Source organism: Streptomyces nitrosporeus, from assembly GCF_008704555.1.
GTDB lineage: Bacteria > Actinomycetota > Actinomycetes > Streptomycetales > Streptomycetaceae > Streptomyces > Streptomyces nitrosporeus.
On record NZ_CP023702.1, the window covers coordinates 7196367 to 7220069 of the forward strand.

General features: G+C 72.4%; 23 protein-coding genes. 10 read left to right on the forward strand and 13 right to left on the reverse strand.

Annotated elements, in window-relative coordinates; translation table 11 throughout:
• Positions 1-17: 17 nt before the first annotated feature.
• Positions 18-650 carry a class I SAM-dependent methyltransferase gene (locus CP967_RS32045; protein WP_150491315.1) on the reverse strand — a complete coding sequence of 211 codons (633 nt, stop codon included), beginning with the start codon at positions 648-650 and terminating at the stop codon, positions 18-20.
• A gap of 15 nt (positions 651-665) precedes the next feature.
• Complete coding sequence (locus CP967_RS32050; protein ID WP_150491316.1) at positions 666-1451, reverse strand: SAM-dependent methyltransferase; 786 nt, start codon at positions 1449-1451, stop codon at positions 666-668.
• 212 nt (positions 1452-1663) lie between these two features.
• On the opposite strand from CP967_RS32050, the gene CP967_RS32055 reads away from it, so the two are divergent.
• The 6 genes from CP967_RS32055 (at position 1664) to CP967_RS32080 (ending at position 6573) form a co-directional block, all read left to right on the forward strand.
• Positions 1664-2092 carry a DUF6221 family protein gene (locus CP967_RS32055; RefSeq protein WP_150491317.1) on the forward strand — a complete coding sequence of 143 codons (429 nt, stop codon included), beginning with the start codon at positions 1664-1666 and terminating at the stop codon, positions 2090-2092.
• Positions 2093-2243: 151 nt separating this feature from the next.
• Positions 2244-2681, forward strand: coding sequence for a hypothetical protein (locus CP967_RS35515; RefSeq protein WP_229888619.1), 438 nt, complete (start codon positions 2244-2246; stop codon positions 2679-2681).
• A gap of 15 nt (positions 2682-2696) precedes the next feature.
• Positions 2697-3194 (forward strand): peptidylprolyl isomerase, encoded by a 498-nt coding sequence (locus tag CP967_RS32065; protein WP_150491318.1) that lies wholly within the window; start codon positions 2697-2699, stop codon positions 3192-3194.
• 73 nt (positions 3195-3267) lie between these two features.
• Positions 3268-3966 carry a ribonuclease H family protein gene (locus CP967_RS32070; protein WP_150491319.1) on the forward strand — a complete coding sequence of 233 codons (699 nt, stop codon included), beginning with the start codon at positions 3268-3270 and terminating at the stop codon, positions 3964-3966.
• A gap of 310 nt (positions 3967-4276) precedes the next feature.
• Positions 4277-4531, forward strand: coding sequence for a WhiB family transcriptional regulator (locus tag CP967_RS32075; RefSeq protein WP_150491320.1), 255 nt, complete (start codon positions 4277-4279; stop codon positions 4529-4531).
• A 140-nt stretch (positions 4532-4671) separates the two neighbouring features.
• On the forward strand, positions 4672-6573 hold the full coding sequence (locus CP967_RS32080; RefSeq protein ID WP_150491321.1) for a rhamnogalacturonan lyase: 1902 nt from the start codon (positions 4672-4674) through the stop codon (positions 6571-6573).
• A gap of 47 nt (positions 6574-6620) precedes the next feature.
• Here CP967_RS32080 and CP967_RS32085 read toward each other — a convergent pair whose 3' ends face one another.
• The 11 genes from CP967_RS32085 to CP967_RS32130 all read right to left on the reverse strand — a co-directional run bounded on the left by CP967_RS32085 (position 6621) and on the right by CP967_RS32130 (position 17359).
• A complete protein-coding gene (locus tag CP967_RS32085) occupies positions 6621-7073 on the reverse strand; it encodes a MarR family winged helix-turn-helix transcriptional regulator (protein WP_150491322.1) in 453 nt (150 codons plus the stop codon).
• A gap of 114 nt (positions 7074-7187) precedes the next feature.
• Positions 7188-8099 (reverse strand): alpha/beta hydrolase, encoded by a 912-nt coding sequence (locus CP967_RS32090; protein WP_150491323.1) that lies wholly within the window; start codon positions 8097-8099, stop codon positions 7188-7190.
• 105 nt (positions 8100-8204) lie between these two features.
• Entirely contained in the window at positions 8205-9173 is a 969-nt protein-coding gene (locus CP967_RS32095) for an amidohydrolase family protein (protein ID WP_150491324.1), read from the reverse strand.
• On the reverse strand, positions 9170-9469 hold the full coding sequence (locus CP967_RS32100) for a DUF1427 family protein (RefSeq protein WP_208838886.1): 300 nt from the start codon (positions 9467-9469) through the stop codon (positions 9170-9172). Before CP967_RS32100 ends, CP967_RS32095 begins: the two co-directional genes overlap by 4 nt.
• Complete coding sequence (locus tag CP967_RS32105) at positions 9466-9615, reverse strand: DUF1427 family protein (protein ID WP_150491325.1); 150 nt, start codon at positions 9613-9615, stop codon at positions 9466-9468. The genes CP967_RS32100 and CP967_RS32105 overlap by 4 nt, the downstream gene beginning before the upstream one ends.
• 6 nt (positions 9616-9621) lie before the next feature.
• Positions 9622-10182 (reverse strand): quercetin 2,3-dioxygenase, encoded by a 561-nt coding sequence (locus CP967_RS32110; RefSeq protein WP_150491326.1) that lies wholly within the window; start codon positions 10180-10182, stop codon positions 9622-9624.
• A 336-nt stretch (positions 10183-10518) separates the two neighbouring features.
• Entirely contained in the window at positions 10519-10695 is a 177-nt protein-coding gene (locus CP967_RS34230) for a hypothetical protein (RefSeq protein ID WP_167535480.1), read from the reverse strand.
• Positions 10696-10945: 250 nt separating this feature from the next.
• Positions 10946-11626: a DUF5701 family protein gene (locus CP967_RS32115; RefSeq protein WP_229888618.1), complete on the reverse strand. Its 681-nt coding sequence runs from the start codon at positions 11624-11626 to the stop codon at positions 10946-10948.
• A 196-nt stretch (positions 11627-11822) separates the two neighbouring features.
• Positions 11823-12347 (reverse strand): SMI1/KNR4 family protein, encoded by a 525-nt coding sequence (locus tag CP967_RS32120; protein ID WP_150491327.1) that lies wholly within the window; start codon positions 12345-12347, stop codon positions 11823-11825.
• Positions 12348-12572: 225 nt separating this feature from the next.
• Positions 12573-15599, reverse strand: coding sequence for a carbohydrate binding domain-containing protein (locus tag CP967_RS32125; RefSeq protein WP_150491328.1), 3027 nt, complete (start codon positions 15597-15599; stop codon positions 12573-12575).
• Between the two features lie 773 nt (positions 15600-16372).
• The gene (locus tag CP967_RS32130; protein ID WP_150491329.1) at positions 16373-17359 is read right to left on the reverse strand and encodes a LacI family DNA-binding transcriptional regulator; all 987 of its coding nucleotides are present in this window, start codon (positions 17357-17359) and stop codon (positions 16373-16375) included.
• A 524-nt stretch (positions 17360-17883) separates the two neighbouring features.
• Between CP967_RS32130 and CP967_RS32135 the strand changes: the two genes are divergently transcribed.
• The 4 genes from CP967_RS32135 (at position 17884) to CP967_RS32150 (ending at position 23581) form a co-directional block, all read left to right on the forward strand.
• Positions 17884-18804: a carbohydrate ABC transporter permease gene (locus tag CP967_RS32135; RefSeq protein WP_150491330.1), complete on the forward strand. Its 921-nt coding sequence runs from the start codon at positions 17884-17886 to the stop codon at positions 18802-18804.
• A 3-nt stretch (positions 18805-18807) separates the two neighbouring features.
• On the forward strand, positions 18808-19737 hold the full coding sequence (locus CP967_RS32140) for a carbohydrate ABC transporter permease (protein WP_150491331.1): 930 nt from the start codon (positions 18808-18810) through the stop codon (positions 19735-19737).
• Positions 19738-19899: 162 nt separating this feature from the next.
• Positions 19900-21240 (forward strand): ABC transporter substrate-binding protein, encoded by a 1341-nt coding sequence (locus CP967_RS32145; RefSeq protein WP_150491332.1) that lies wholly within the window; start codon positions 19900-19902, stop codon positions 21238-21240.
• A gap of 268 nt (positions 21241-21508) precedes the next feature.
• The gene (locus CP967_RS32150) at positions 21509-23581 is read left to right on the forward strand and encodes a beta-galactosidase (protein ID WP_150491333.1); all 2073 of its coding nucleotides are present in this window, start codon (positions 21509-21511) and stop codon (positions 23579-23581) included.
• The last annotated feature ends 122 nt before the right edge of the window (positions 23582-23703 follow it).

Genomic DNA, 23703 nt, shown 5'->3' on the forward strand with positions numbered 1-23703 from the left:
GGGCCGCGGAAGAGCCCTCAGCCGCGCACGCAGTGCAGGAACATCTGCGGCTCGGGCACCGCGCCGGGCCGGTCGGGCGTGAAGACCGTGCGCCGCTCCCACTCGACGGTGAGCCCGGCCGAGGCGGCCAGCGCGGCGAAGGCCTCGGGACCGAAACCGGTCACCCGCACCTCCTGGCCCATGAACACGGCGGGCACGTCCTCCACATCCAGGGTCACCGTCGCCAGCACCAGCACACCGCCGGGACGCAGCGCGCGGGCGAGCCGGTCCACCAGCCCGGCCTGTTGCGCACGGGACATCTGCAGCAGGGAGAAGTAGACGCAGACCGCGTCGAAGCCCTCCTCCTCCAGCGGGACCTCGCGGATGTCCGCGCAGCGGAACGACGCGCCGGGGACCCTGCGGGACGCCAGGTCCACCATGACCGGCGACACGTCGATCCCGAGCACCTCGTGCCCCGCGCCGGCCAGCACCGCGGCCGTCGGACGCCCCGTACCGCTGCCCACGTCCAGGACCCGGCTGCGCGGGGCGAGCCGCTCCAGCAGCCGGGCCAGCGAGGCGTGGTGCGCGGCCGAGCCGGCGAAGGCGTCTTCGTACGCGGCGCCGATCGCGTCGAACGCGGTGGCCGCGGCGGGGCGGTCGTTCCCGGTCATCCGTCTCCTCCCTGTCTACCGGACGCGCGCGACGCCGACGTACATCCCGCTGAACTCCGGCTTTGGGGCCGGTGCGGAGCGGAACCACTCCGGGGCGGTCACCAGGCCCGGCTCCACCAGGCCGAGGCCCTCGAAGAAGCGCCCGAACTCGGCGCGCGTCCGCAGCGCCAGCTGGATGCCGCCCTTGCCGTACTCCTCGGTGCCCTGCTCGCCGCCCTCGGGATTCACGTCCGACGCGCCCTGCGACAGCGCCACGTAACTGCCCGGCGCCAGGGTGGCCGTCAGGGTGCGCACGATGCCGTACGGGTCCTCGGCGTCGGGCAGGAAATGCAGCAGGCCCAGCAGGGACAGGGCGACCGGCCGGCCGAAGTCGAGGACCTCGTGCGCCGCCTCGATGATCGTGCCGGGCTCACGCACATCGGCGTGGACGTAGTCCGTGGCGCCCTCCGGGCTGCTGATCAGGAGGGCCTCCGCGTGGCGCAGGACGATGGGGTCGTTGTCGCAGTAGACCACCCGGGCCGACGGGACGATGCCCTGGGCGATCTGGTGGAGGTTCGGGGCCGTGGGTATGCCCGTACCGATGTCGAGGAACTGGTCCACGCCCTCGCCCGCCAGCCACGCCGTCGCACGGTGCATGAAGGCCCGCTGCTGGAACGCGCCGGCCCTCGCCTCGGCCGGCAGGTGCTCGGCCACCGCCTGGTCCACCGGGTAGTTGTCCTTGCCGCCCAGCAGGAAGTCGTAGACACGGGCCGGATGGGGTCTGCCGGTGTCGATCGGGGGCCGGGACGTTCCGGTGGTCATGAGGTGCTCCGTCGCAGATGGGTGAACCGCTCCGACTGCGCAGTCTGCCACAGCAACTCATACGGGAGGGGCATGAGTTGGCACGCCCGCACCAGGCCGCCCGCCGGCCCCGCACACGGGGGGCCCGTCCCCGTCCGGCCGGGCGGACCGGCACGGCGGCACGGTGCGTATATCGTCGTGCCGCCTGCGTCGGAGAGAGGGTGCACAACCAGATGGCAGACAACGCGGACCTGCTCGCCTTCGTGCGCGCACGCCTCGCCGAGGAGGAGCACATCGCCCAGGAGGCCGGAGCGGACAGCTGGAGATGCCCCGCCGGAGTACCCGGCGAGGTCCACGACCGCGCGGGCGGCATCGCCTTCGTCGTACGGTCGCGCGGCTACGACCGCCACATCGCCTTCCAGGACCCCGCACGCACCCTGCGCCGCATCGAGACGAACCGGGTCCTGCTCGACGAGTACGAGGAGATCGCCTCCCTGGACACGGACCGGCCCCGGCAGGACTTCTCCTCGGGCCGTGCGGTCGGCCTGGGTTTCGTCGTCCGGCAGATGGCGGCGGAGCACGCGGGCCACCCCGACTACCGGGTCAAGTGGCTGCCCCGCTTCTCCCACTGGGGCCCGCCGCCCGGCCGGCCCGAGGAGTGAGCCGGCCCGGCTCCGGCGGCGGCCCCGCCACACCCCGGCCGGTCACCGCACGGCGGCGGCGCCGTCCCCGGCCGGGCTGAGTATCCCGGACCCGCCGCCCTGAGTACGCCGCCCCATCCCGCGCCCTCCCGGCGGCGGTGCAATGGGACCCATGGCCACCGAAGCGCAGCGGCGCCCCCGCATCCAGAACCTCACAGCCGCCGGATCGGCACTCGCCGTGACGCTGCTCCCGCTGGCCGTGGGCGTCCTGCTCGCCAGGACCGCGGCCATGGACCCGCTGACCCCGGTGAACGCGCTGGTCACCAGCGGCGGCCAGCGTCCCCGGATCGCCCCGGCACGCCTGGTGGTCCGCGCCCGGACCCGTGGCCTGCTGGCCCGCGGCACGCAGACGCCGGTCCGGGACGGAGCCGCCGGCCTGGTCACGCGGGTCCGCGCGGCGCGCGACGGTGTGTGCGGCGGGCCCCGGCGGCGGGGCGGGGACCGGCCTCCTGAACGGCGCGGGCACGGCGCGCAGCCCCCGCCCGACGCCCCCACCAGGGCGGGCGGACCGCGTCCGGGCGGGGGGTGTGCACGAGAAGGCCGCCGGTGATGTCAGGATGGACCTATGACCATCAAGGCGTATTTCGACATCACCATCGACAAGCAGCCCGCTGGGCGGATCGTGTTCAACCTGTTCGACGACGTGGCCCCCAAGACCGCGGAGAACTTCCGCGCGCTGGCCACGGGCGAGAAGGGCTTCGGCTACGCCGGATCCCCGTTCCACCGCGTCATCCCCGGCTTCATGCTCCAGGGCGGCGACTTCACCCGCGGTAACGGCACCGGCGGCAAGAGCATCTACGGCGAGAAGTTCGCCGACGAGAACTTCACGCTGAAGCACGACAAGCCGGGTCTGCTCTCGATGGCCAACGCGGGCCCGAACACCAACGGCTCCCAGTTCTTCATCACCACCGTCCTCACCCCGTGGCTGGACGGCAAGCACGTGGTGTTCGGCGAGGTCGCCGACGAGGACTCCATGGCGCTCGTCCGCAAGATCGAGTCCTACGGTTCGCAGTCCGGCCAGACCAAGGCCGAGATCGCCGTCTCCGGCTCCGGCACTCTCTGACCTGTGCGGCGGGGCCCCGGCCGGGGCCCCGCACCGGTCCGCCGGCGCCCCCGGGGCTGGCATGATCGAGGGTATGGAAGACCGCATCATCGCCGCGTGTGACGGCGCATCGAAGGGCAACCCGGGACCTGCCGCCTGGGCGTGGGTCGTGGCCGACGCGCAGGGGCGTACGCGACGCTGGGAGGCGGGCCCGCTCGGCACCGCGACCAACAACATCGCCGAACTCACCGCGCTCCGTGAACTGCTGGCCTCCACCGACCCGGCGGTGCCCGTCGAGGTCCGCATGGACTCGCAGTACGCGATGAACGCGGTCACCAAGTGGCTGCCGGGCTGGAAGCGCAACGGGTGGAAGACGTCCGCGGGCAAGCCCGTGGCCAACCGGGAACTGGTCGTCGCGATCGACACCCTCCTCGACGGCCGTGCCGTCACCTTCCGCTACGTACCGGCGCACCAGGTGGACGGCGACCCGCTCAACGCGCTCGCCGACCAGGCCGCCAGCGAGGCCGCGGTGTCGCAGGAGGCGGCCGGGACGGCGTACGGCTCGGCGGAACCGGTGCCCGCGCCCGCCCGCGCCACGAAGGGCCGCACGGCGCAGAGGCCGGCGAGCGGGCCGGGGGCCGGCGGTGCGGGCAGGGGTCCGCGCTCCGGGGCGACCATCCGCGCGAAGTTCGCCGGCCGGTGCCACTGCGGGAAGCCGTACGCGGCCAAGGACATGATCGCCAAGAACCCGAACGGCTGGGGCCACCCCGAGTGCCGGACGGCGTCCGCCTGATCCGCTCCGTGTGCCGGGCGGCGTCCGCCTGAGCCGTGCCGTCCGGCACGGGCGTCCGCCCCGCCCGGTTCCTCCCGGCCGCCGCCGCGTCCGCACGTGCCGCCGTCGCCGCGGCGGACGGCCGTTCTGTGCTCCCGCTCCCCGTGACACGCCCGCCACGGCACTCCCGCGCCACAGGTCCACAGGACCCCGGTGGTTTCAGCGCGCTCGCGCCGGTCACCCGCACTGTGTACGGCCGCCGGAAACGGAACGGCACCACACACGGACTCCGGCACACGGAATCCGTCCGGCACAGAGGGAGAGACCGAGCATGGACAACTGGCGTATGCGCGCGGCCTGCCGCGACGAGGACCCCGACCTGTTCTTCCCCATCGGCACGACGGGCCCCGCGCTCGTCCAGGCCGAGGAGGCCAAGGCGGTCTGCCGCACCTGCCCGGTGCGGGAGCAGTGCCTGGAATGGGCACTGGAGAACAAGCAGGACTCCGGTGTGTGGGGAGGCATGGACGAGAACGAGCGCAGGGCGTACAAGCGCCGCTCCCGCCGGCAGTCCAGGACCCACGGGTGAGAGGCACGGCCGGCGGCGGAGCCGGACCGGCCGGCGGGGGAGCGGAAACAGGCGGCAGGGGACGGAAACGGGCGGCAACCTTCCGGCGTCCGGCGGCGACTGACGGGGCGTAAGCCGCCCCCCGCCGGAAGGTGCCCGTCGTGGATCCCCTGCTTTCCCGCCCCGAACCCCCCGCGCGCCGTCGACGGCGCCTCACGCGTGGCCGCTCGCTGATCGGCGTGCTGACCGCCGGTGTGCTGGCCGCCGCCGGGACCGTCGCCCTCGGGCCGGCCTCCCAGGCCGCCACCGCACGGCAGGCCGAGGCGCTCGACCGAGGAGTCGTGAGCGTCCACACCGGCAGCGGGAACCTCGTCAGCTGGCGCTGGCTCGGCACCGACCCCGACAACGTGGCGTTCAACGTCTACCGGGCCGGCACGAAGGTCAACGCCTCCCCGGTCACCGCGTCGACCAACTACTTCCACCAGGGCGCCCCCGCCACCGCCGACTACACGGTCCGCGCGGTGGTCAACGGTGCGGAGCAGGGCGACTCGGTGCACGCCGTCCAGTTCCGGGCCGGCTACAAGGACGTCCCCATCAGCGCGCCGGCCGGAGGGACCACACCCGACGGGGTCTCCTACACCTACGAGGCCAACGACGCGTCCGTCGGCGACCTCGACGGGGACGGCGCCCTCGAGTTCGTACTGAAGTGGCAGCCCACCAACGCCAAGGACAACTCGCAGTCCGGCTACACCGGCAACACCGTCGTCGACGGGATCGAACTGGACGGCACCCGGCTGTGGCGTATCGACCTCGGCCGCAACATCCGCTCCGGCGCGCACTACACCCAGTTCCAGGTGTACGACTACGACGGCGACGGGCAGGCCGAGATCGCCATGAAGACCGCCGACGGCAGCGTGGACGGCACGGGCAGGACCATCGGCAGCTCCTCCGCCGACCACCGCAACTCCTCCGGCTACGTCCTGTCCGGACCCGAGTACCTGACCATGTTCAACGGCCGGACCGGCGCGGCCATGGGGACCGTCGACTACGTCCCGGCACGCGGCAGCGTCTCCTCGTGGGGCGACTCCTACGGCAACCGGGTCGACCGCTTCCTGGCCGGGACCGCCTACCTGGACGGCTCACGGCCCTCCCTGATCATGGCCCGCGGCTACTACACCCGCAGCGTCATCGCCGCCTGGGACTGGCGCAACGGAACCTTCACCCGGCGCTGGACCTTCGACACCAACAGCTCCACCAACGCCGGCAAGGGCTACGACGGCCAGGGCAACCACCAGCTGTCGGTGGCCGACGTCGACGGCGACGGCAAGGACGAGATCGTCTACGGCGCCATGGCCGTGGACGACAACGGCAACGGGCTGTGGACCACGAAAAACGGCCACGGTGACGCCATGCACGTCGGGGACCTCGACCCCTCCCGGGCGGGACTGGAGGAGTTCAAGGTCGACGAGGACAGCTCGAAGCCGTCCTCCTGGATGGCCGACGCGAGGACCGGCCAGATCCTCTGGTCCACCCCCGCCAGCGGCGACAACGGCCGCGGCGTCTCCGCCGACATCTGGTCCGGCAGCCCCGGCGCCGAGTCCTGGTCCTCCGCCGTCTCCGGCATCCGCAACCCGCAGGGCACCCAGGTCAGCAGCCGCAAACCCTCCAGCGCCAACTTCCTGGCCTGGTGGGACGGCGACACGACCCGTGAACTCCTCGACGGCACCCACATCGACAAGTACGGCACCTCCGGCGACACCCGCCAGCTGACCGCCGCCTCGGTCCACTCCAACAACGGCACCAAGGCCAATCCCGCGCTCTCGGGGGACATCCTCGGCGACTGGCGGGAAGAGGTGGTCTGGCCGAGTACCGACAACACCGCGCTGCGGATCTACTCCACGCCGTACGAGACCGGTACGAAGATCACCACACTGCTCCACGACACCATGTACCGCACGGCGCTGGCCTGGCAGAACACCGCCTACAACCAGCCGCCGCACCCCAGCTTCGCCATCGGCAGCGGGGCGCCGGCCGCGCCCAGGCCGTCCGTCACGACGCCCTGACGCGCGGGCGGGCCGTGTCCCGGCGCAGGGACACGGCCCGCCGTGGTTCAGGACCCTCCGGGCTCCGTCAGCACCACCGGAGGCTCGCCCCAGGGCCGGGACAGCACCGCGCGCAGGTCCCGGGCGCCCGGGCCGATACGTTCCGCCAGGATCTCCTCGGCGCGGGCCAGCATCGCCTCCGCCCGCCGGTGCGTCCGGGCGCCCTGCTCGGTCCGGCGTACGACGCTGGACCGGGCGGAGGCCGGATCGGGTGTCTGCTCCAGCAGACCCATGCCGATCAGGCTGTGCACGGCCTGGTGCGCCGTCTGACGGGTGACGCCCATCCGGCGGGCCAGCTCGGAGATCGACGCGCCGTCCGCGTCGAGTGCGGCGAAGACGGCGGCCTGGGTCGCGGTGATCGGCTGCTCACCGGCGGCCCGCAGACCGGCCAGCAGCGCGTCGTCGAACCAGCGTCTGGCTTCGCCGAGCAGGTACGGCATGTTCGGTGGGGCGTCGGTCATTCTTCCTCGTCGGTCCGGCGGACTCCCGAGCATATCGACCGCCCGGCATCCGCCGTGCCGCCCGGCGGCCCCGGGAGCCTTCCGGCGCGCCCCCGCCGCGGGCCGGGCCCGCCGTCAGCGGGTGCACGCCCTGATGAACTCCACCGACCGGTCGAAGCACTCGGCGACACCCTCGTCCGAGAGCCCCACCCACAGGTGGTCCGCCCCGTCGACCAGGCGCAGATCGACCGGCACCCCCGCCCCGCGCAGGGCGTCGGCCAGGCGGACGCTCTGCCGCGCGGGCACGATGGTGTCCGCGCCGCCGTGCAGCAGCAGGAAGGCGGGAGCGTCGCCGGTGACCTGGGCGACGGGGCTCGCGGCCCGCGTCCGCTCCTCGTCGGCGGCCGGCGGCGCACCGATCAGGAGCGCCTCGAACGACGACGGGTCGGCGGCGTCGTAGCCGCCGGTGTGGTCCTCGGCCAGCGCCCCGAGATCGCTGGGCCCGTACCAGCCCACACATCCCCGGACCGGCCCGGCCCCGGTCTCCCGGGTGGTGAGCGCTGTGTGCGCGGCCAGATGGGCGCCCGCGGACGCACCCCACAGCACGGTACGGGAGGCGTCCACCCCCAGCTCGTCCGCCCGGCCCCGCAGCCAGCGCAGCGCGGCCGCGAGATCGTCCCGCTGGGCCGGGAAGCGCGCCTCTCCAGTGAGCCGGTAGTCGGGGCAGGCAACCGCGAAACCGGCCTGGGCGAGGCGGGCGAACGGACCGGGCCGCCAGTCACGGAAGCGGGGCCCCAAGTCGTCGCGGAGCCCCGTACGCCACGCGCCTCCGTGCGCGAACACGACGAGGGGCACGGGGCCTTCGGCCTCCCGGGGCAGCCACAGGTCGAGGGCGAGCGGCCGGCAGCCCGCGGGCACGTCGTAGACCACGCCGCGCAGCAGCTCCACCCCCGGCGCGGGGAAGGAAGCGCCGGGCAGCGGCAGCACGGCGGGGTCGGGCGGGGCGAGGAGCTCGAAGGGGAAGGGCGGGGCGTCGGACCGGGTCATGGAGAGAACCTTTCCACAGGGCGGGTGGTGCCGGACGGGGGCGTCCGGCGGAAGAGGAGCGCCGCTCCCGGGGCTCCGGAGGGAAGGGGCGGAGGCTTGGTGCTCTCAGCCGGTGAGACGGGGGAGCAGGGTACGGGCGTTACGCGTCGTCAGTTCCGGCCAGGAGACGCCTTCCACCGGGCCGGGGGCACCGGTGAACGAGGCGGCGTGCGCGGCGGCGGCCGGCGCGGGTGTCCAGCAGTAGTCGCTGCCGTAGAGCAGCCGGTCGGGCCGGGCGAGGTTGAGGAGGGCCGGCACCTGGCGGGGGAAGGCGGGCCCCGCGACGTCGTAGTACAGCTCCCGCAGCTGGGCGACCGCGTCGGGTGCCCCGTCCTCGGACGGCATGAACAGCCGCATGAAGCCGTTGATCCGGTCGGCCAGCACGGGCAGCGCCCCACCGCAGTGCGGGACGACGACCTTCAGGCCGGGGTGGCGCAGCAGCGTCCCGGCGAACAGCAGATCCGTCACCGTCCGCGCGGTGTCGAAGACGAACTCCACCATCGGACGCGGCCTGCCCAGCGCCGACCGCTCCCAGCACACCGGTGAGGTGGGATGGAGGAAGACCACGGCCCCGCGCCGGCCCAGCTCGGCGAAGAGCGGTTCCAGCCGGGGGTCGCCCAGGTACACGCCGTGGCTGTTGGTCTCCAGGACGACGCCGTCGGCGCCCAGCACGTCCAGGGCGTACTCCGCCTCCGCCAGGGACGCGTCGACGTCGGGGAGCGGCAGCGAGGCGAACAGGCCGAAACGGCCCGGGTGTCCGCGGACGGTCTCCGCCCCGTCCTCGTTGACCTCCCGGGCCAGCGCGCGGGCCGCGGCGGGGTCACCGAAGTGCACCCCGGGGGAGGAGACCGAGAGGACGGCGGTGTCGATGCCGCCGCGGTCCATCAGCTCCAGGTGCGCCGCGGCGGACCAGGTGGGCCAGGCGGGGACGCCGTCGGGCAGCTCATGGCCCGCGGCCCGCGCCCGGCGGACGTAGGAGTCGGTGACGAAGTGGGCGTGGACGTCGATGAGGCCGGTGCGGCCGGGCGGGGTCATGCGGATTCTCCTGGGGGTGTGCTTCGTGAGGGGGCCGGGCCGGCGGGGTGGGCCGCGTCCCGGGGCGCCGGCGGGCGGCGCGCGTCCACGCGGCGGTGCGCGCGCCTGTCCCGCCACGCGCTCGCCCCCCGTTCGCCCAGCACGATGCCGAGCAGTCCGGTGAGGCCCAGCAGCGGCGGAGCGGGGGAGACGACGCCCAGCAGTTCGTAGACGGCCCCCATCACCAGTCCCGCCGCGAGGGACACGGCCGCCGCACGCCACGCGGTGTTCCGCCGCGCCCACCGCACGGGGTTCACAGCAGGACCCCGAGCAGTGCCTGTCCCAGCACCATGCCGAGCAGGCCGGACAGCGCCGTCGGCGGCGGTGCCGGCGACTTCACCCGCACCACCGTGTACAGCACGCCCACGAGCAGGCCCGCGCCCAGAGCGGTCGCGTACGCCATGAGCACTCAGTCCTGGCCGTGCCACTGCTGTCCGGGCAGGAAGCGCACGTCGAACTCCTGGGGGACCGTACCGAACTTGTGCGGCTTCGGGACGTAGGGCTCGCGGGGGAGCGTCAGTTCCTCGGTCGGCGTGCCGAGGTTCTCGAAGAAGCGCTCGAAGGTGCCGCCGGGGCCCGACGCCACACCGATGATCCGGCTGTGGTGGCGTTCGATCCGGTAGGCGTGCGGGCAGTTCTTCGGTACGAAGCCGAAGTCGCCGACCGTCAGCAGCTTCTCGTGCTGCTCGCCCTCCAGGTCCTCGACGAAGAGCCGGACGGCACCGCTGCCGATGTAGAACACCTCGTAGGTGTCCGGGTGCATGTGGGCGGGGATGATGTCGCCCTTCGCGCCCTCGCAGGTGAAGAAGTTGAAGGTGTTCTCGGTCTGTTCACCGCCGGCGTAGACGGTGAACAGGTCACCGAAGAGATGGGCCCGGTCGCCCATGCCCTTCTCGATGAAGTACGGCTTGCCGGGCTCCGAGGGGATGTGGGAGCGGGTGCGGTACTGGGTGGCGTACTCGATGGTCATGGCGAACCTCCGGGATCGGCTCCGATTCGATTGTCAGGCTACCTGACGATTGGGGCGGGGGGAAGGGACGGCCCGGTGCGGGTCCGCCGCCCTGCGCGGGCGTTGTGGTGCGTATTCCGAAGGGTGTCCGCCCGAGGGGCGCCGCGTCCGGTCGGCGGGGCGGCGCCCGGCGGCGGGGGAGCCATGGGGGACGGGACCACCCTTGCCCCCGTGATCCGCGGGCAGGGCAGGGCGGCCGCCTGTCACCGGTCCCGGCGCGCCGGGCCGCTCTCGTCGGCGTACCGGCCGTGCGTGGCCGGTGGCGCGGACGCCGGTCCGCTCCGGGAGGTGCCCGGGTCAGTCGCGGGTGACGTCTATCCCGTGACCGTCACCGCATCCCTCGAAGATGCTCGGGGTCCCATGGGTGAGGACGAGGGCATAGGACGTGGGGACCAGGTCGCAGTCCTGCTCCGTCCACTGAAAGGCCAGGACCGTCCAGACGGCGAGCAGGATCACCAGTACATAGGTGCCCACGCTTCGAGGCGCCCGCCCGTCGCCGCCCCCGCCCCGGGGCGGGGTCCCGTCGCCGCCGTCCCCCGGAGGGGAGTTGCCGCCGTTCCCCGGAGGTAACCAGGGATATTCGCTGCCCGGAGGGCGCCACCCTCCGCCGCTGCTCGACATGGGGGCGATTATCCACCCGGGGCGCCGGTCCGTACCCCCCTCGGCGGCACATGACGTCACGGCCGGGGACCGCCGGCGGCGGTCCCCGGCTCCTCGGGACGGGTCAGCGGGTCCGGCGGGCCGTCGCGGAGGCGAAACCCAGCCAGGTGTGCCGGTTGCCCGCCCAGCACCAGCCGACCTTGGGCGCGTCGCGGCGCTCGCGGCCGTCGCGCCCGGTGCCGTTGCTGATCCAGAGCGCCGGGGTGCGGGCGTCAAGCACCCCGGTGGCCTTGCGCAGCCGGGACCCGATGGTCATGAAGCAGTGATTCCGCTCCAGGGCGGCGGGCTGTTGCAGCACCCAGTGGATGCCCTCGGTGAGCAGCAACGGGGTGCGGGCCTCGGCGGTGAGGGCGGGCAGCGCCTCGTCCGGGCTCCAGTTGGCCATCCGGTCGCCGCGGTCCACACCGGTGAGGAGGTACAGCGGCGCGTCGGGCAGCGCGACCGTGCCGAGCGGGGCGAAGAGGTCGACGTCCTGCATGTCGGTGACGACGAAGCCCGGCTTCCCGTCACGGCGGAGCAGGGGCGCGAGGGCGGACGCGGGCACGCGGTCCGGATGGACGGCGAGCAGGGCGCCCGCACCGTCCGCGAAGGCCCCGGCCGCCTCGGCGAAGCCGCGCAGCTCATCGGGGGTGAGCCCGGCGAGCTCGGGCACTCCGTGTTCGATCAGGCGCTCGGCCTGGGTGTTCAGGGACGGGAGTGCCGGGAGATCGGTGGTGGTGGCGGTGGCGGGCATGGTCTCGGGCACGAGGCTCCCCAGGGGGTGACGGCGTGTACGGGCCCAGGGTCAACGCGGGGCACCGCCGCGATGTTCCCGTCGCCGCCGCTGATCCGGTCCGTCCTCCCGGCCGGGGGCCCGCACCGTTTCCGGAGGGGGCCGGGGCGTGCGCGGAACCGTGCCCCGGAGGGCCGGGGTGCGCGGAACCGTGCCCCAGGAGGGCCGGTCACCCGTCGGCGCCCGCCCGCCCGGGCTCCGGCCCGGGGTGTTCCGGCGGTCCGAGGGACTCGGCGCTTCTGTCGGTCTCCCACAGTTCCAGGAACCCGGTGAAGTCGTCGGCCAGCCGCACCAGCGTGCGTGTGCAGACGGCCACCGGGTCGTAGTGCCCGTCCTCGCGCATCCGGTCGATGTCGAACTCCCACACCGACCCCCGGTCTTCCCCGCCCGTCTTCACCGCGAGGTAGCCGGACAGGGTGCGGGTGATCGCGGTGTAGTCGTCGGTGAACACGTCGCGGGTGCGCCGGCGGCCCTCGACCAGATCGGTGTCCGCCCGGGCGGTGCGGTACCCCCACAGCGTTTCCTCGGCGAAGATCTCGTGCTCCGGGATCCAGGCGCGCTCGGGGAACCCGGCACCGTTGGTGGCGGCGAGCCAGGCGCGGTAGTCCCCGGGCAGAACCGTCCCGAGTTCCGCCTCCAGAGCACGCAGATCCGCCTCGGTCAGCGAACCGCGCGGTGTCCATATGACGGGCATGCCGCCGCTCCCCTCGTTCTGTCCTCACCTGGCGGGGCGATTCTGCCAGGGGTGGCGGACAACGGCCGTCCGCGGAGCCGCGACACGGTGCGGATGACGCGGGGAAACCGTTGCCCTCCGCCGTCCCCGCCCGCCGGACCGAGGCCCCCCGGCCGTACCGCCGGTGCCACCGGGCCTGTTGGACGGGGGCGGACGCGTTCCCCGCGTCCGCCCCCGCCCCGCCCGTCACTTCAGGTACGTACCCGCCGTGCCGATCTTCCCCGGCGCGGCGTTCTTCCCGCCCAGGTCGAGGACGTACACCCGCAGGTTGCCCTTGCCCGGGGCCGCGACGGTGAGCTTGCCGCCGGTCACCACCTGGGTGTCCCCGGTGACGGCGTCCTTGTAGGTGCCGTTCGGGACACCGGAGTAGGTGGCGCCGCCCGAGACGGTCACCAGCGCGAAGCTGTCGGTGCCGCTCGCCGTGTCCGTGTAGCGGCGCTTGTACGCCATCGATCCGGAGATGCCCTCGGTGGAGTACTGGCCCATCTGGAGCGCCGGGATCGCACGGCGGATCTGGTTGAGCCGCTGCACGTGCTTGACCAGCGGCTTGGACAGGGTGTCCGCGACGGCGCCGCTCGCCGAGGAGACCGTACCGAAGCCGGAGGCCTTGACGTCACCGGCGATGTGGTCGCCGAAATAGGCCCGTCCGGTCGTCTCCAGCGGGCAGGTGGGACCGCAGTCGATCTTCTTGCCCGCCTGGAACTCGATCTCCGAGCCGTAGTAGAGGGTGGGGATGCCGCGGAAGGTCCACATCAGCGACATGTTCTCCGCCCAGGCGTCGGTTCCGCCCGCGTACCGCTCACTGCTCTTGTTCGGGCCGTAGTCGTGGCTGTCGACGTACACGACGTTGTAGGTGGCGTCGTTGTAACTGTCGTCGGAGTCCTTGCCGTTGCCGTAGGCGTTGTTCGCGTCACCGAAGTTCATGTGCATACGCATGTCGATGACGTTCATCCCGGAGAACCGGCTGTGGTCCGGCGTGTGGTAGCTGTTGCCCTTCAGGAAGGCGTTGTCCGAGGTCGGCTGGGAGCCGGTGCCCTGCTGCTGCTCGTAGTCGTACATCTCCAGGGCGGCCTTCTTGTCGTCCGCGCTGTACTCCTTGCGCTCCTTCCAGGTGTAGAACTGCGCCGAGTGGTTGACCGAGCCGCGGTTCCACTTGTCGTTGACGAAGGCCGCCACCTCACCGAAGACGAAGAAGTTCTTCGCGGCCTCGGCGCCGAACTGCTGGGTGACACGGTCCTGGATCGCCGGCAGGAAGCGGCGGTTCCACGTGGTGCGGGGGATGTGCACGGCCGTGTCGACCCGGAATCCGTCGACGCCCATGTCGATGTACTTGTTGTAGGCGCCGATCAGGTAGTTCTGGACGGGCGCGCTCTCGGTGTCGAAGTCGGCCAGGTCGTCGTGGAGCCAGCAGCTCCGCGAGTCCTCGCCCTCCCAGTTGCCGATCCAGCAGTTGTGGTAGTACGCCTTCGGGAACATTCCCGAAGTGGGGCTGGGCCACTGGCAGTTGTAGATCCGGTATCCCTCGGGCGAGGTGTGCTGCGTGGGCGTGCCCCAGTTGACGCAGGTGTTGCCCGACGGCTCGGCGGTCGACCACAGGTCGCCGTTGTAGTACGACTTGCCGGACTTGGTCTCGACGGTCAGGCCGTCGTACTCGAAGCCGTCGTTCTTCTCGTCGTAGTACCAGCTCCACTGGGTGTCGCGGACCCCGTACACCGTCGGGGTGAACAGGCCCTTCGCGCCCCAGCGCGAGGAGTGGTTGTACACGACGTCCTGGTAGATCTTCATGCCCTTGGCGTGGGCCGCGTCGATCAGGTCCTGGTACGAGGCCCCGGCGGACTCCAGACGGGAGTCCACCTCGTAGAAGTCGTAGCCGTGGTAGCCGTGGTAGTCGTAGTCGGAGCGGTTCAGGACCACCGGGGTGATCCAGACGGCCGACATGCCGAGGCCCTTGATGTAGTCCAGCTTGTTGATCAGGCCCTTGAAGTCGCCCCGGAACATCGGGTCGTCGTTGGCCGCGTTGCCCGACTTCTGGTGCTGGTTGCCGCCCCGGTTGTTGGAGGCGTCACCGTCGTTGAAGCGGGCGGTGAGCACGAAGTAGATCGGGTCCTTGCGGGGGTCGGTGCCCAGCGGCTTCCCGGCGGCCGGCCCCGCCGGCTTCGTCCCGGTGGTGGCGGTCGCCGCCGCCGAGGCCGCCGAGACGTTCCCGGCCGCGTCGACGGCCCTGACCGTGTAGCTGTAGGCCGTCCTCTCCTCCAGCCCGGTGTCCGAGAACACCGTGGAGCCGACATCGCTGACGACCGTTCCCCTGGTACCGCCGGTCCGCGTCACCTGGTACTTCGTCACCCCGCGGTCGTCCGTGGACGGTTCCCAGGTGAGGACGACGGACACCCCGTCGGCGCTCGCGGAGACCTTCGGCGGGGCGCTCGGCGCCTCGGTGTCGGGGGTCTCGGCCGCGCACGGGTCCGCGGCGCCGGCGGTGACCTTCCTGTCCTTCACGGTGGTGACGCCCGCGGGGACGGTGTAGTCGGCCCCGTTGTTGTTGTCCCAGATGCCGTTGCCGTTGTTGAACGCGGCCCGCAGCGAGGCCGCGGTGCCGAGGTCGACCGTCCTGCGCACCCAGCCGGTGCAGGCGGCCTCCATGCCGACACCCGGTACGGCCGTCCAGCTGCCGCCCTTCGGCTGGTAGTGCAGGTTGACGGTGCTCCAGCCGACGGTGGTGGTCGAGTAGTAGACGTCGGCGGTGCCACCCGTACCGGGGGACGGGCTGGGGCTCGGGTCCGGGCCGGTGTCCGCGCACGGGTCGCTGTGGGCCACCACGCCGTCCTTGACCGTGATGGTGCCGGTGCCCAGGGCGTAGTTCTTACCGGAGTTGTTGTCCCAGACCCCGGAGCCGTCGTTGAAGGTGGCGGCCAGACCGGAAGCGCCGCCCAGGCTGACGGTCTTCTTCACCCAGTCCGTGCAGGCGGCCTCCATCGCCACGCCGGGCACGGTGGTCCAGGAGCCGCCGTCGGGTGCGTAATGGAGCTTGTAGGCGGACCAGTTCCTGGTCTTCGTGTAGTAGAAGACGGTGGCGGTCGACTCCGAGGCTGCCACGGGCACGGCCTGTCCCGGGTCCGGAGCGCCGGGTACCGAAGTCAGGAGGCCCAGCGTCACGGTGGCGGCGAGGGCCGCCCCGAGAGGGCCTCTGAGCAGCCGTAGGCGGGTGCGTCTCATACGTGTGTCACTCCAGGGGAGGGGCCGCGGGCGGGTGAACCGCGGCTGCCGTCAGCACAGCCGTCCGGCGGACGGCCGCGAGGATCCCGCCGGAGAACCCGGACGCGCCTCGGGGTTCGGGCGAGCAGTGCGCTCCGGACAGGGCAGAGGGCGAACCGGCCCGCAACCCCTGTCTGAAGGTTGCTGAAAACTTTTGCAGGCAGAAAGTTACCGGTGCATGACAGGGGCGTAAAGGGGTGTGACCGGGTCCGTTCCCGCCCGTTCCGGCCGTTCGCCCCGGTCGCGTCCCGTGCTCCGGATCCCGTGCCCGGCTGTCCGTCCCGGCTGTCCGTCCCGGCTGTCCGTCCCGGAGTGCGCGAACCCGCGAGAAACCGCGAACCCGCGAGGAACCGCGGACGGGCACGAGGAATCGCGGACGGGCGCGAGGAACCGCCGGCGGACACAGGGCCGCCCGTGGGGCGAGGGGGCGCGCCGGAAGCGGTCACCGGGGAACGGGCGCGGCTGCCGGCCGGACACGGCGGAGAGGTGGCGCAGGAACCGGGCGTGGAGCCCTGGGCGGAGACGCGCCGGATCCTCCCGGGGCGGACAGGGGCCGTTGCCGGCCCCTCGCCCGCGGCGGACGGTTCACGGCCCGGGGTCCCGTGGGGGAGCGAACCGTTCCGGACCGGCGAGCCGTACCCGCTCCGCGCGTCGGTGCCGGTGCCCGCCCGCGCCGGTTCTCCGGTTCCGGGACCGGTCGGCGCCCCGGACGGCGGACCGTCCGGGGCGGTACGTCAGCCGCCGGGCGGCGGCGCGGTGCTGGCCCGGACCACCAGCCGGGTCGGGACCAGGGTGGTGCCGCGTTCCGCCGTCTCGTTGCGGATCTGCCGCAGGACGCCGTCCACGCACAGCCGTCCGACCTCGGCGAAATCCTGGTGGACGGTGGTCAGGGGTGGGAAGAACGAGGCGGCCTCGGGGATGTCGTCGAAGCCCACGACGCTGACCTCCTCGGGCACACGCCTGCCCTGCTCGTGCAGGGCCCGGAGGATGCCCAGCGCCATCTGGTCGTTGGCCGCGAAGACGGCGGTGCACGAGGGGTCGGCGGCCAGGGCGAGACCGGCCTCGTACCCCGAGTCCGCCGTCCAATCGCCGCTCACCACCGGCGGGACCGGACAGCCCGCTTCCTCCAGGGTCAGCCGCCATGCCTCGGCGCGGCGCTGCGCGGCGAACGACTCCGCGGGGCCCGCCACATGGACCACGCTGCGGTGGCCCAGGTCCAGGAGGTGCCGCACGGCGGCCCTGGCGCCACCGGACTGGTCGGTGTCCACGACGCTGTAACGGTCGCCCGCGTCCGAGTCGGCCACCACGACATGGGTGTGCGGCGGCAGCGATATGGCGGCGTCCAGGAGGCGGACCTCCATGATCACGATCATACCGTCCACCACCTGCTCCCCGAGCACGGTCACGGCCCCGCGGACCCCGGTGCTGGTGGGCGTCGCGACGGGAAGCAGCGTGATGGCGTAGCCCTCGTCCGCCGCCGAGGCCGAAATGGCCTCCAGGGTCCGGACGTTGCCCGTGGTGGCCAGGGTGAACAGGACGACGCCCAGGGTGCGGAACCTTCCGCTCTTGAGGGCCCGCGCGGCACTGTTGGGCCGGTAGTTCAGCTCCTGCATGGCGGACAGGACCCGGCGGCGGGTCTCCTCGGTGACCGAGGAGTGCCCGTTGGACACACGGGAGACCGTCTGCGAGGAGACCCCGGCCAGGCGTGCCACGTCGGCCATGGAGGCTTCCCTGCGCGGGGGCCGCTCCATGGCCTGCTCCGGTCCGTGCACTTCGCCGCCTCCGTTGTGGTTCAGGGTGGGCCCTTCGTCGTGTGGGGGTGTGTGACCCGGCCGCCGGGAGCGGCCGTTCCCGCGGTCCCGGCCGCTTCCCGCTCGCTCCGGCCGGACGGGCGCGGCATACGCACCGCCGGGCCGGGCGGGTGGATCACCGGCATTCTTACCACCTCCAAGCCCTGCCCGCCGACCTGCCCGCCGGGCGGCCGCGCGCCGCCGGAAACCGTTCCGCCGCCGGTGCCGGAAGCCGCCCCCGCCCCCGCGTCGGACGGCGCTGTGGTCCGTACCAACTCCCTTACGGAGAGCGGGAGGACTCGCCTTGACGCTGCGCCGAAGAGGCGTGTAGACATCACCTCACCGATCTTTGTTTACGTAAACATCGATCGGTTCCGTAAGCACAGCGCCTCCACGATGTCCGGTGTCCCCCTCCGGCCGGGGCGATGCCCGACGCCGGACCAGGAGGAGTACCCATGACGGCCGTTACGCCGCTCACGACCGGACGCCGCCCACCAGCGAAAGGGCCCGGGTCCCGGCGGGCATGGACCGGGTGGGCCTTCGTCGGCCCGTTCATGGCCGTGTTCGCCCTGGTCTTCCTCGCCCCGATCGCCTACTCCCTCTATCTGAGCTTCTTCCGCGACCAGTTGGTGGGCGGCACCTCGTTCGTCGGCCTGGACAACTTCCGGCGGGTCCTCGAGGACGAGCAGTTCTGGGCGGCGGTGGGCCGGGTGGCGGTCTTCCTCGCGGTCCAGGTGCCCGTGATGCTCGGACTCGCCCTGCTCGTCGCCCTGGCGCTCGACAGCGGCAGGCTCTACGGGAAGAGCTTCTTCCGGATCTCCGTCTTCCTGCCGTACGCCGTACCCGCCGTCGTCGCGACCCTGATGTGGGGCTTCATCTACGGCACCCGCTTCGGACTGGTGGGGAACATCAACGACACCTTCGGCGTGTCGCTGCCCGACCCGCTCTCACCCTCCCTGGTGCTCGCCGGCATCGGCAACATCGTCACCTGGGAGTTCATCGGCTACAACATGCTGATCTTCTACTCGGCACTGCGCGTCGTCCCCAAGGCCCTCTACGAGGCCGCCGAGATCGACGGTGCGGGACAGTGGCGGGTCATCACCGCCGTGAAGATCCCCGCGATCCGCGGGGCCCTGGTGATCGCGACGATCTTCTCCGTGATCGGCAGCTTCCAGCTGTTCAACGAGCCCAGCATCCTGCGGAGCCTGGCGCCCAACGCGATCACGACCTACTTCACGCCCAACCTCTACACCTTCACGCTGTCCTTCTCCGGCAGGCAGCAGAACTACGCGGCCACGGTCTCCCTCGTCATGGGCGTCGTCACGATGATCATCGCGTACGCGGTCCAGCTGCGCGGCATGCGAAAGGAGGCGTGAGCGATGGGCACACCTTCGTACACCGACGGGCCGGCCGGCCACCGCACCCCGCCGGCCCGGGGAGTCCCGCGCCGGCGCCACTTTGCCGACCGGCCGCGCCGCAGCGTCCTGCTCACCGCGCTGATGGGCCTGACCGCGCTCTACGCACTCCTGCCGCTGGCCTGGCTCGTCATCAACGCCACCAAGACGCAGAAAAGCCTCCTCGACTCCTTCGGTCTCTGGTTCAGCGGGGACTTCGCCCTCTGGGACAACATCACCCAGACCCTCACCTACGACGACGGCATCTTCGTCCGCTGGTTCCTCAACACCCTGCTGTACGTGGTCGCGGGGGCCGGCGGGGCCACCTTCCTCGCCGTTCTGGGCGGCTACGGCCTGGCCAAGTTCGACTTCCCGGGCAAGCGCGCCGTGTTCGCCACCGTCATCGGAGCGGTGGCCGTCCCCGCCACCGCGCTGGCCGTCCCCACCTTCCTCATGTTCAGCAAGGCGGGGCTCACCGACACACCGTGGGCCGTCGTCGTCCCCTCCCTCGTCTCGCCGTTCGGCCTCTACCTCATGTGGGTGTTCGCCGCCGAGGCCGTCCCCGCCGAACTGCTGGAAGCGGCCCGGGTGGACGGCTCCGGGGAACTGCGGACGTTCTTCCAGGTCGCGCTCCCGCTGCTCACCCCCGGCATCGTGACCGTCCTGCTGTTCACCATGGTGCAGACCTGGAACAACTACTTCCTGCCCCTGATCATGCTCAAGGACCCGGACTGGTACCCGCTGACCCTCGGCCTGAACGCCTGGAACGAGCAGGCGTCCACCGCGGGCGGCCACGCCGTCTTCAACCTGGTCATCACGGGCTCCCTGCTGACGATCGTGCCGCTGGTCGCCGCCTTCCTGCTGCTCCAGCGCTACTGGCGGTCCGGGCTGGCGGCGGGCAGCGTCAAGGGATGACCGCCCCGCACCCGGCCGCACCGGCCACCGCGACTCCGTGCCCCGGGGCGGGTCCGCCCAGCCCCGGCCGGCGCGGCGCCCCACCCCCTCCACCGTCCCCGCCGTGCGCGGGAACGGCCGGACGGTCTGCGTACCACCCCCATCACAACGGAGTAGAGCGATATGAGAACCATGACCAGACGCGCGATGCGTGGCGTCGGCCTGCTGTGTGCGGCCGCGCTGAGCCTCACCGCGTGCGGATCCTCCGAGGAATCCGGTTCGGACAAGGCCGTATCGACGGGTGAGCTGCGGACGGCCCTCAAGAAGGGCGGCTCGATCACGGTGTGGGCCTGGGAACCGACGCTGGAGAAGGTGGTCGACGACTTCGAGAAGAAGTACCCCGAGGTCGAGGTGAAGCTGGTCAACGCCGGTACCGGCAACGACCAGTACACCGCCCTGCAGAACGCCGTACAGGCCGGCTCCGGGGTACCGGACGTCGCGCAGATCGAGTACTACGCCCTCGGCCAGTTCGCCCTGGGCGAGTCCCTCGAAGACCTGAGCCGCTACGGCGCCGACCAGTTCAAGAACGCCTACTCGACCGGGCCGTGGAGCGCGGTCACCGCCGAGGACGCCGTCTACGCGCTGCCCATGGACTCGGGCCCGATGGCGCTCTTCTACAACAAGAAGGTGCTCGACAAGCACCGGATCGCCGTTCCCACCACCTGGGACGAATACCTGGAGGCGGCCCGTGCCCTGCACGCGGCCGACCCGAAGGCATACATAGCCAACGACACCGGTGACGCGGGGTTCACCACCAGCATGATCTGGCAGGCCGGCGGCACCCCGTTCAAGAACACCGGCACCGACGTGACCGTCGACCTCACCGGCGACAAGGGCGTCACCGCCTTCACCGAGGTATGGCAGAAGCTGCTCGACGAGAAGCTCCTGGCCCCCGTCACCAACTGGAGCGACGAGTGGTACAAGGGGCTGGCGGACGGCACCATCGCCACCCTCGCCACCGGCGCCTGGATGCCCGCCAACTTCGTCTCGGGCGTCGAGTCCGCCGCCGGTGACTGGCGCGCGGCCGCGCTCCCGCAGTGGGAGAAGGGCGCCGAGGTCAGCTCCGAGAACGGCGGCAGCTCCCTCGCGGTGATGAAGGCGGGCAAGAACAAGGACCTGGCCTACGCCTTCAACGAGTACGCCAACCACTCCGAGGGCGTCCAGGCCCGCATCGAGGCCGGGGCCTTCCCCGCCACCACCGCGGACCTGGCCTCCCCGACCTTCCTCGACACCGCCTTCCCGTACTTCGGCGGCCAGAAGGCGAACGAGATCTTCGCCCGGTCCGCCAACCAGGTGCCGGAGGGCTGGTCCTACCTGCCCTACCAGGTGTACGCGAACTCCGTCTTCAACGACTCCGTCGGCAAGGCATACGTCTCCGGCACCACGCTGGCCGACGGGCTGAAGGCGTGGCAGAAGGCAGCCGTCGACTACGGCACGGACCAGGGCTTCGACGTCAACAAGTGACGTCCGGCCACTGAACCGGCGCAGGGCGCCCCCGTTCGACGGGTGACCGCCCTGCGCCGTCCCGCACCCCGGGGCCGCCCCGGCCCGCCCCGGCGGACGTACGGCACCCCGCCGCGTCACCGGAACGCCCGCGTGTCCCCGGCGGTTTCGCCCAGAGCGCCCCGCCCCGCCCCCGCGGACGCGTACCTCGCCCCACGGCGCACCGCGCCCGGCGCCGCACGCCCCGCCGGGGCCCGCGGGACAGCCCTTCGTATCCGAGAGGATCATCATGACCCCCGCCCTGGAGCGCCGCTGGCTGCGCCCTCCCCCGGACGGCCGCCCCGCGCGATTCGCCTACGGAGCCGACTACAACCCCGAGCAATGGCCGCGCGAGGTGTGGAAGGAAGACGTCCGGCTGATGCGCGAGGCCGGGGTCACCGTCGTCTCCGTCGCCATCTTCTCCTGGGCCCGCCTCCAGCCGGCCGAGGACCGGTGGGACTTCGGCTGGCTGGACGAGATCCTCGGCCTGCTCCACGACAACGGCGTCTCGGTGGACCTCGCCACCGCCACCGCCTCCCCGCCCCCCTGGCTCACCACTCTGCACCCGGAGATCCTGCCGGTCACCCGCACCGGTGAGACCCTCTCCCAGGGCGCGCGCCAGCACTGGCGGCCCACCTCGCCCGTCTTCCGCAGGTACGCCCTGAAGCTGGTCGAGGCCATGGCCACCCGCTACGCGGACCACCCCGCCCTGGTCGCCTGGCACATCTCCAACGAGCTCGGCTGCCACAACGTCTACGACTACTCCGACGACGCCGCCGGGGCCTTCCGCGACTGGCTGCGCGCCCGCTACGGCACCGTCGAGGAGCTGAACAGGGCCTGGGCGACCTCCTTCTGGTCGCAGCACTACGGGGACTGGGCGCAGATCCAGCCTCCCCGCCTCGCCGCGAGCCACGCCAACCCCACCCAGCAGCTCGACTTCAAGCGGTTCTCGTCCGACGCGCTCAAGGACTACCTCCGGGCCGAACGCGCCGTCCTGCGCCGCATCACCCCCTCGGTCCCCGCCACCACCAACTTCATGGTCATGAGCGGGACCACCGGCATGAACTACCCCGAGTGGGCCGACGAGATCGACTTCGTCTCCAACGACCACTACGCCCACCCCGGCCCGCAGCGCCTGGACGAACTCTCCTTCTCCGCAGCCCTCACCCACTCCATCGCCCGGGGCGAGCCCTGGTTCCTGATGGAGCACTCGACCAGCGCGGTCAACTGGCAGCCCGTCAACGTCGCCAAGCGCCCCGGCGAGCTCGCCCGCGACTCCCTGGTCCACGTGGCCCACGGTGCCGACGCGGTCTGCTTCTTCCAATGGCGCCAGTCCGCCGCCGGTGCCGAGAAGTACCACTCCGCGATGGTGCCCCACGCCGGCCCGGACAGCGAGGTGTTCCGCGCGGTCGCCGCCCTCGGCCGGACCCTGGACACGCTCACCCCGGTCACCGGCTCCCTCCGGCAGCCGGCCCGGGCGGCCCTGGTGTTCGACTGGGAGTCCTGGTGGGCCGTCGAACGCGACTCCCAGCCGTCCTCCCTGCTGCGCTACCGGCAGGAGGCCCTCGACTGGTACACCGCCTTCCTCTCCCTCGGCGTCCGGGTGGACGTCGTCACCACCGGGACGGACCTCACCGGCTACGACTTCGTCGCCGCCCCCCTCCTGCACGTCGTCCCCCAGGACCTCGCCGGCCGGCTGGAGCGGTATGTGAACGGCGGGGGCCACCTCGCCACCACCTACTACTCGGGGATCGTCGACGAGGACGACCACGTCCGCCTCGGCGGGTACCCCGGCGCGCTGCGCGACCTGCTGGGCATCCGGATCGAGGAGTTCGGCCCGCTGCTCCGGGACGCCGGGGTGACACTCGACAACGGCCTGACCGGCACCCTGTGGACCGACCGGATCGACGTCACCGATCCCGAGGTCACGGTGCTCGCGCGCTACACCTCCGGCGACCAGGAAGGCCGGCCCGCCCTCACCCGGCGCGCCCCGGCCACCGGCGGCTCCGCCGCCTACGTCTCCACCCGGCTGGGCCCCCAGGGGCTGACGGCCGTACTGGGGACCCTGCTGGCCGGCGCCGGCGTGTCCAGCGAACTGCCCGCCGGCGTACGGGGACGGGTGGAGGCGGCCGTGCGCACCGACGGCTCGCACGCCTACTGGTTCCTGGTGAACCGTACGGAGGAACCCGTCGCGTGCGGCACGGTGGAGGGCGAGGTCCTGACCGGGCCCGCGCCCGCCGCCGACGGCCTGGTCCTGCCCGCCCGTGGCGTCGCGGTGCTCCGCGTGGCGGCCGGAACGACCCCCTTCCCGCCCCACGCGTAACCAGGGACACACCCCCTCGGCGGGAAGGGGCACACCCCCTCGGCGGGACCGGGGCATCCGGCGCGGCGGTTCCACGGCGCCGGATGCCCCGGGCGGTCCGCGGCGTCGTCCCGAGGCCCGCC

Excerpts from the sequence above, each read along its gene's own strand:
- CP967_RS32045 (WP_150491315.1), bottom strand. The coding sequence starts at position 650 with ATGACCGGGAACGACCGCCCCGCCGCGGCCACCGCGTTCGACGCGATC.
- CP967_RS32050 (WP_150491316.1), bottom strand. The coding sequence starts at position 1,451 with ATGACCACCGGAACGTCCCGGCCCCCGATCGACACCGGCAGACCCCAT.
- CP967_RS32055 (WP_150491317.1), top strand. The coding sequence starts at position 1,664 with ATGGCAGACAACGCGGACCTGCTCGCCTTCGTGCGCGCACGCCTCGCC.
- CP967_RS35515 (WP_229888619.1), top strand. The coding sequence starts at position 2,244 with ATGGCCACCGAAGCGCAGCGGCGCCCCCGCATCCAGAACCTCACAGCC.
- CP967_RS32065 (WP_150491318.1), top strand. The coding sequence starts at position 2,697 with ATGACCATCAAGGCGTATTTCGACATCACCATCGACAAGCAGCCCGCT.
- CP967_RS32070 (WP_150491319.1), top strand. The coding sequence starts at position 3,268 with ATGGAAGACCGCATCATCGCCGCGTGTGACGGCGCATCGAAGGGCAAC.
- CP967_RS32075 (WP_150491320.1), top strand. The coding sequence starts at position 4,277 with ATGGACAACTGGCGTATGCGCGCGGCCTGCCGCGACGAGGACCCCGAC.
- CP967_RS32085 (WP_150491322.1), bottom strand. The coding sequence starts at position 7,073 with ATGACCGACGCCCCACCGAACATGCCGTACCTGCTCGGCGAAGCCAGA.
- CP967_RS32090 (WP_150491323.1), bottom strand. The coding sequence starts at position 8,099 with ATGACCCGGTCCGACGCCCCGCCCTTCCCCTTCGAGCTCCTCGCCCCG.
- CP967_RS32095 (WP_150491324.1), bottom strand. The coding sequence starts at position 9,173 with ATGACCCCGCCCGGCCGCACCGGCCTCATCGACGTCCACGCCCACTTC.
- CP967_RS32105 (WP_150491325.1), bottom strand. The coding sequence starts at position 9,615 with ATGGCGTACGCGACCGCTCTGGGCGCGGGCCTGCTCGTGGGCGTGCTG.
- CP967_RS32110 (WP_150491326.1), bottom strand. The coding sequence starts at position 10,182 with ATGACCATCGAGTACGCCACCCAGTACCGCACCCGCTCCCACATCCCC.
- CP967_RS32120 (WP_150491327.1), bottom strand. The coding sequence starts at position 12,347 with ATGCCCGTCATATGGACACCGCGCGGTTCGCTGACCGAGGCGGATCTG.
- CP967_RS32125 (WP_150491328.1), bottom strand. The coding sequence starts at position 15,599 with ATGAGACGCACCCGCCTACGGCTGCTCAGAGGCCCTCTCGGGGCGGCC.
- CP967_RS32130 (WP_150491329.1), bottom strand. The coding sequence starts at position 17,359 with ATGGCCGACGTGGCACGCCTGGCCGGGGTCTCCTCGCAGACGGTCTCC.
- CP967_RS32135 (WP_150491330.1), top strand. The coding sequence starts at position 17,884 with ATGACGGCCGTTACGCCGCTCACGACCGGACGCCGCCCACCAGCGAAA.
- CP967_RS32140 (WP_150491331.1), top strand. The coding sequence starts at position 18,808 with ATGGGCACACCTTCGTACACCGACGGGCCGGCCGGCCACCGCACCCCG.
- CP967_RS32145 (WP_150491332.1), top strand. The coding sequence starts at position 19,900 with ATGAGAACCATGACCAGACGCGCGATGCGTGGCGTCGGCCTGCTGTGT.
- CP967_RS32150 (WP_150491333.1), top strand. The coding sequence starts at position 21,509 with ATGACCCCCGCCCTGGAGCGCCGCTGGCTGCGCCCTCCCCCGGACGGC.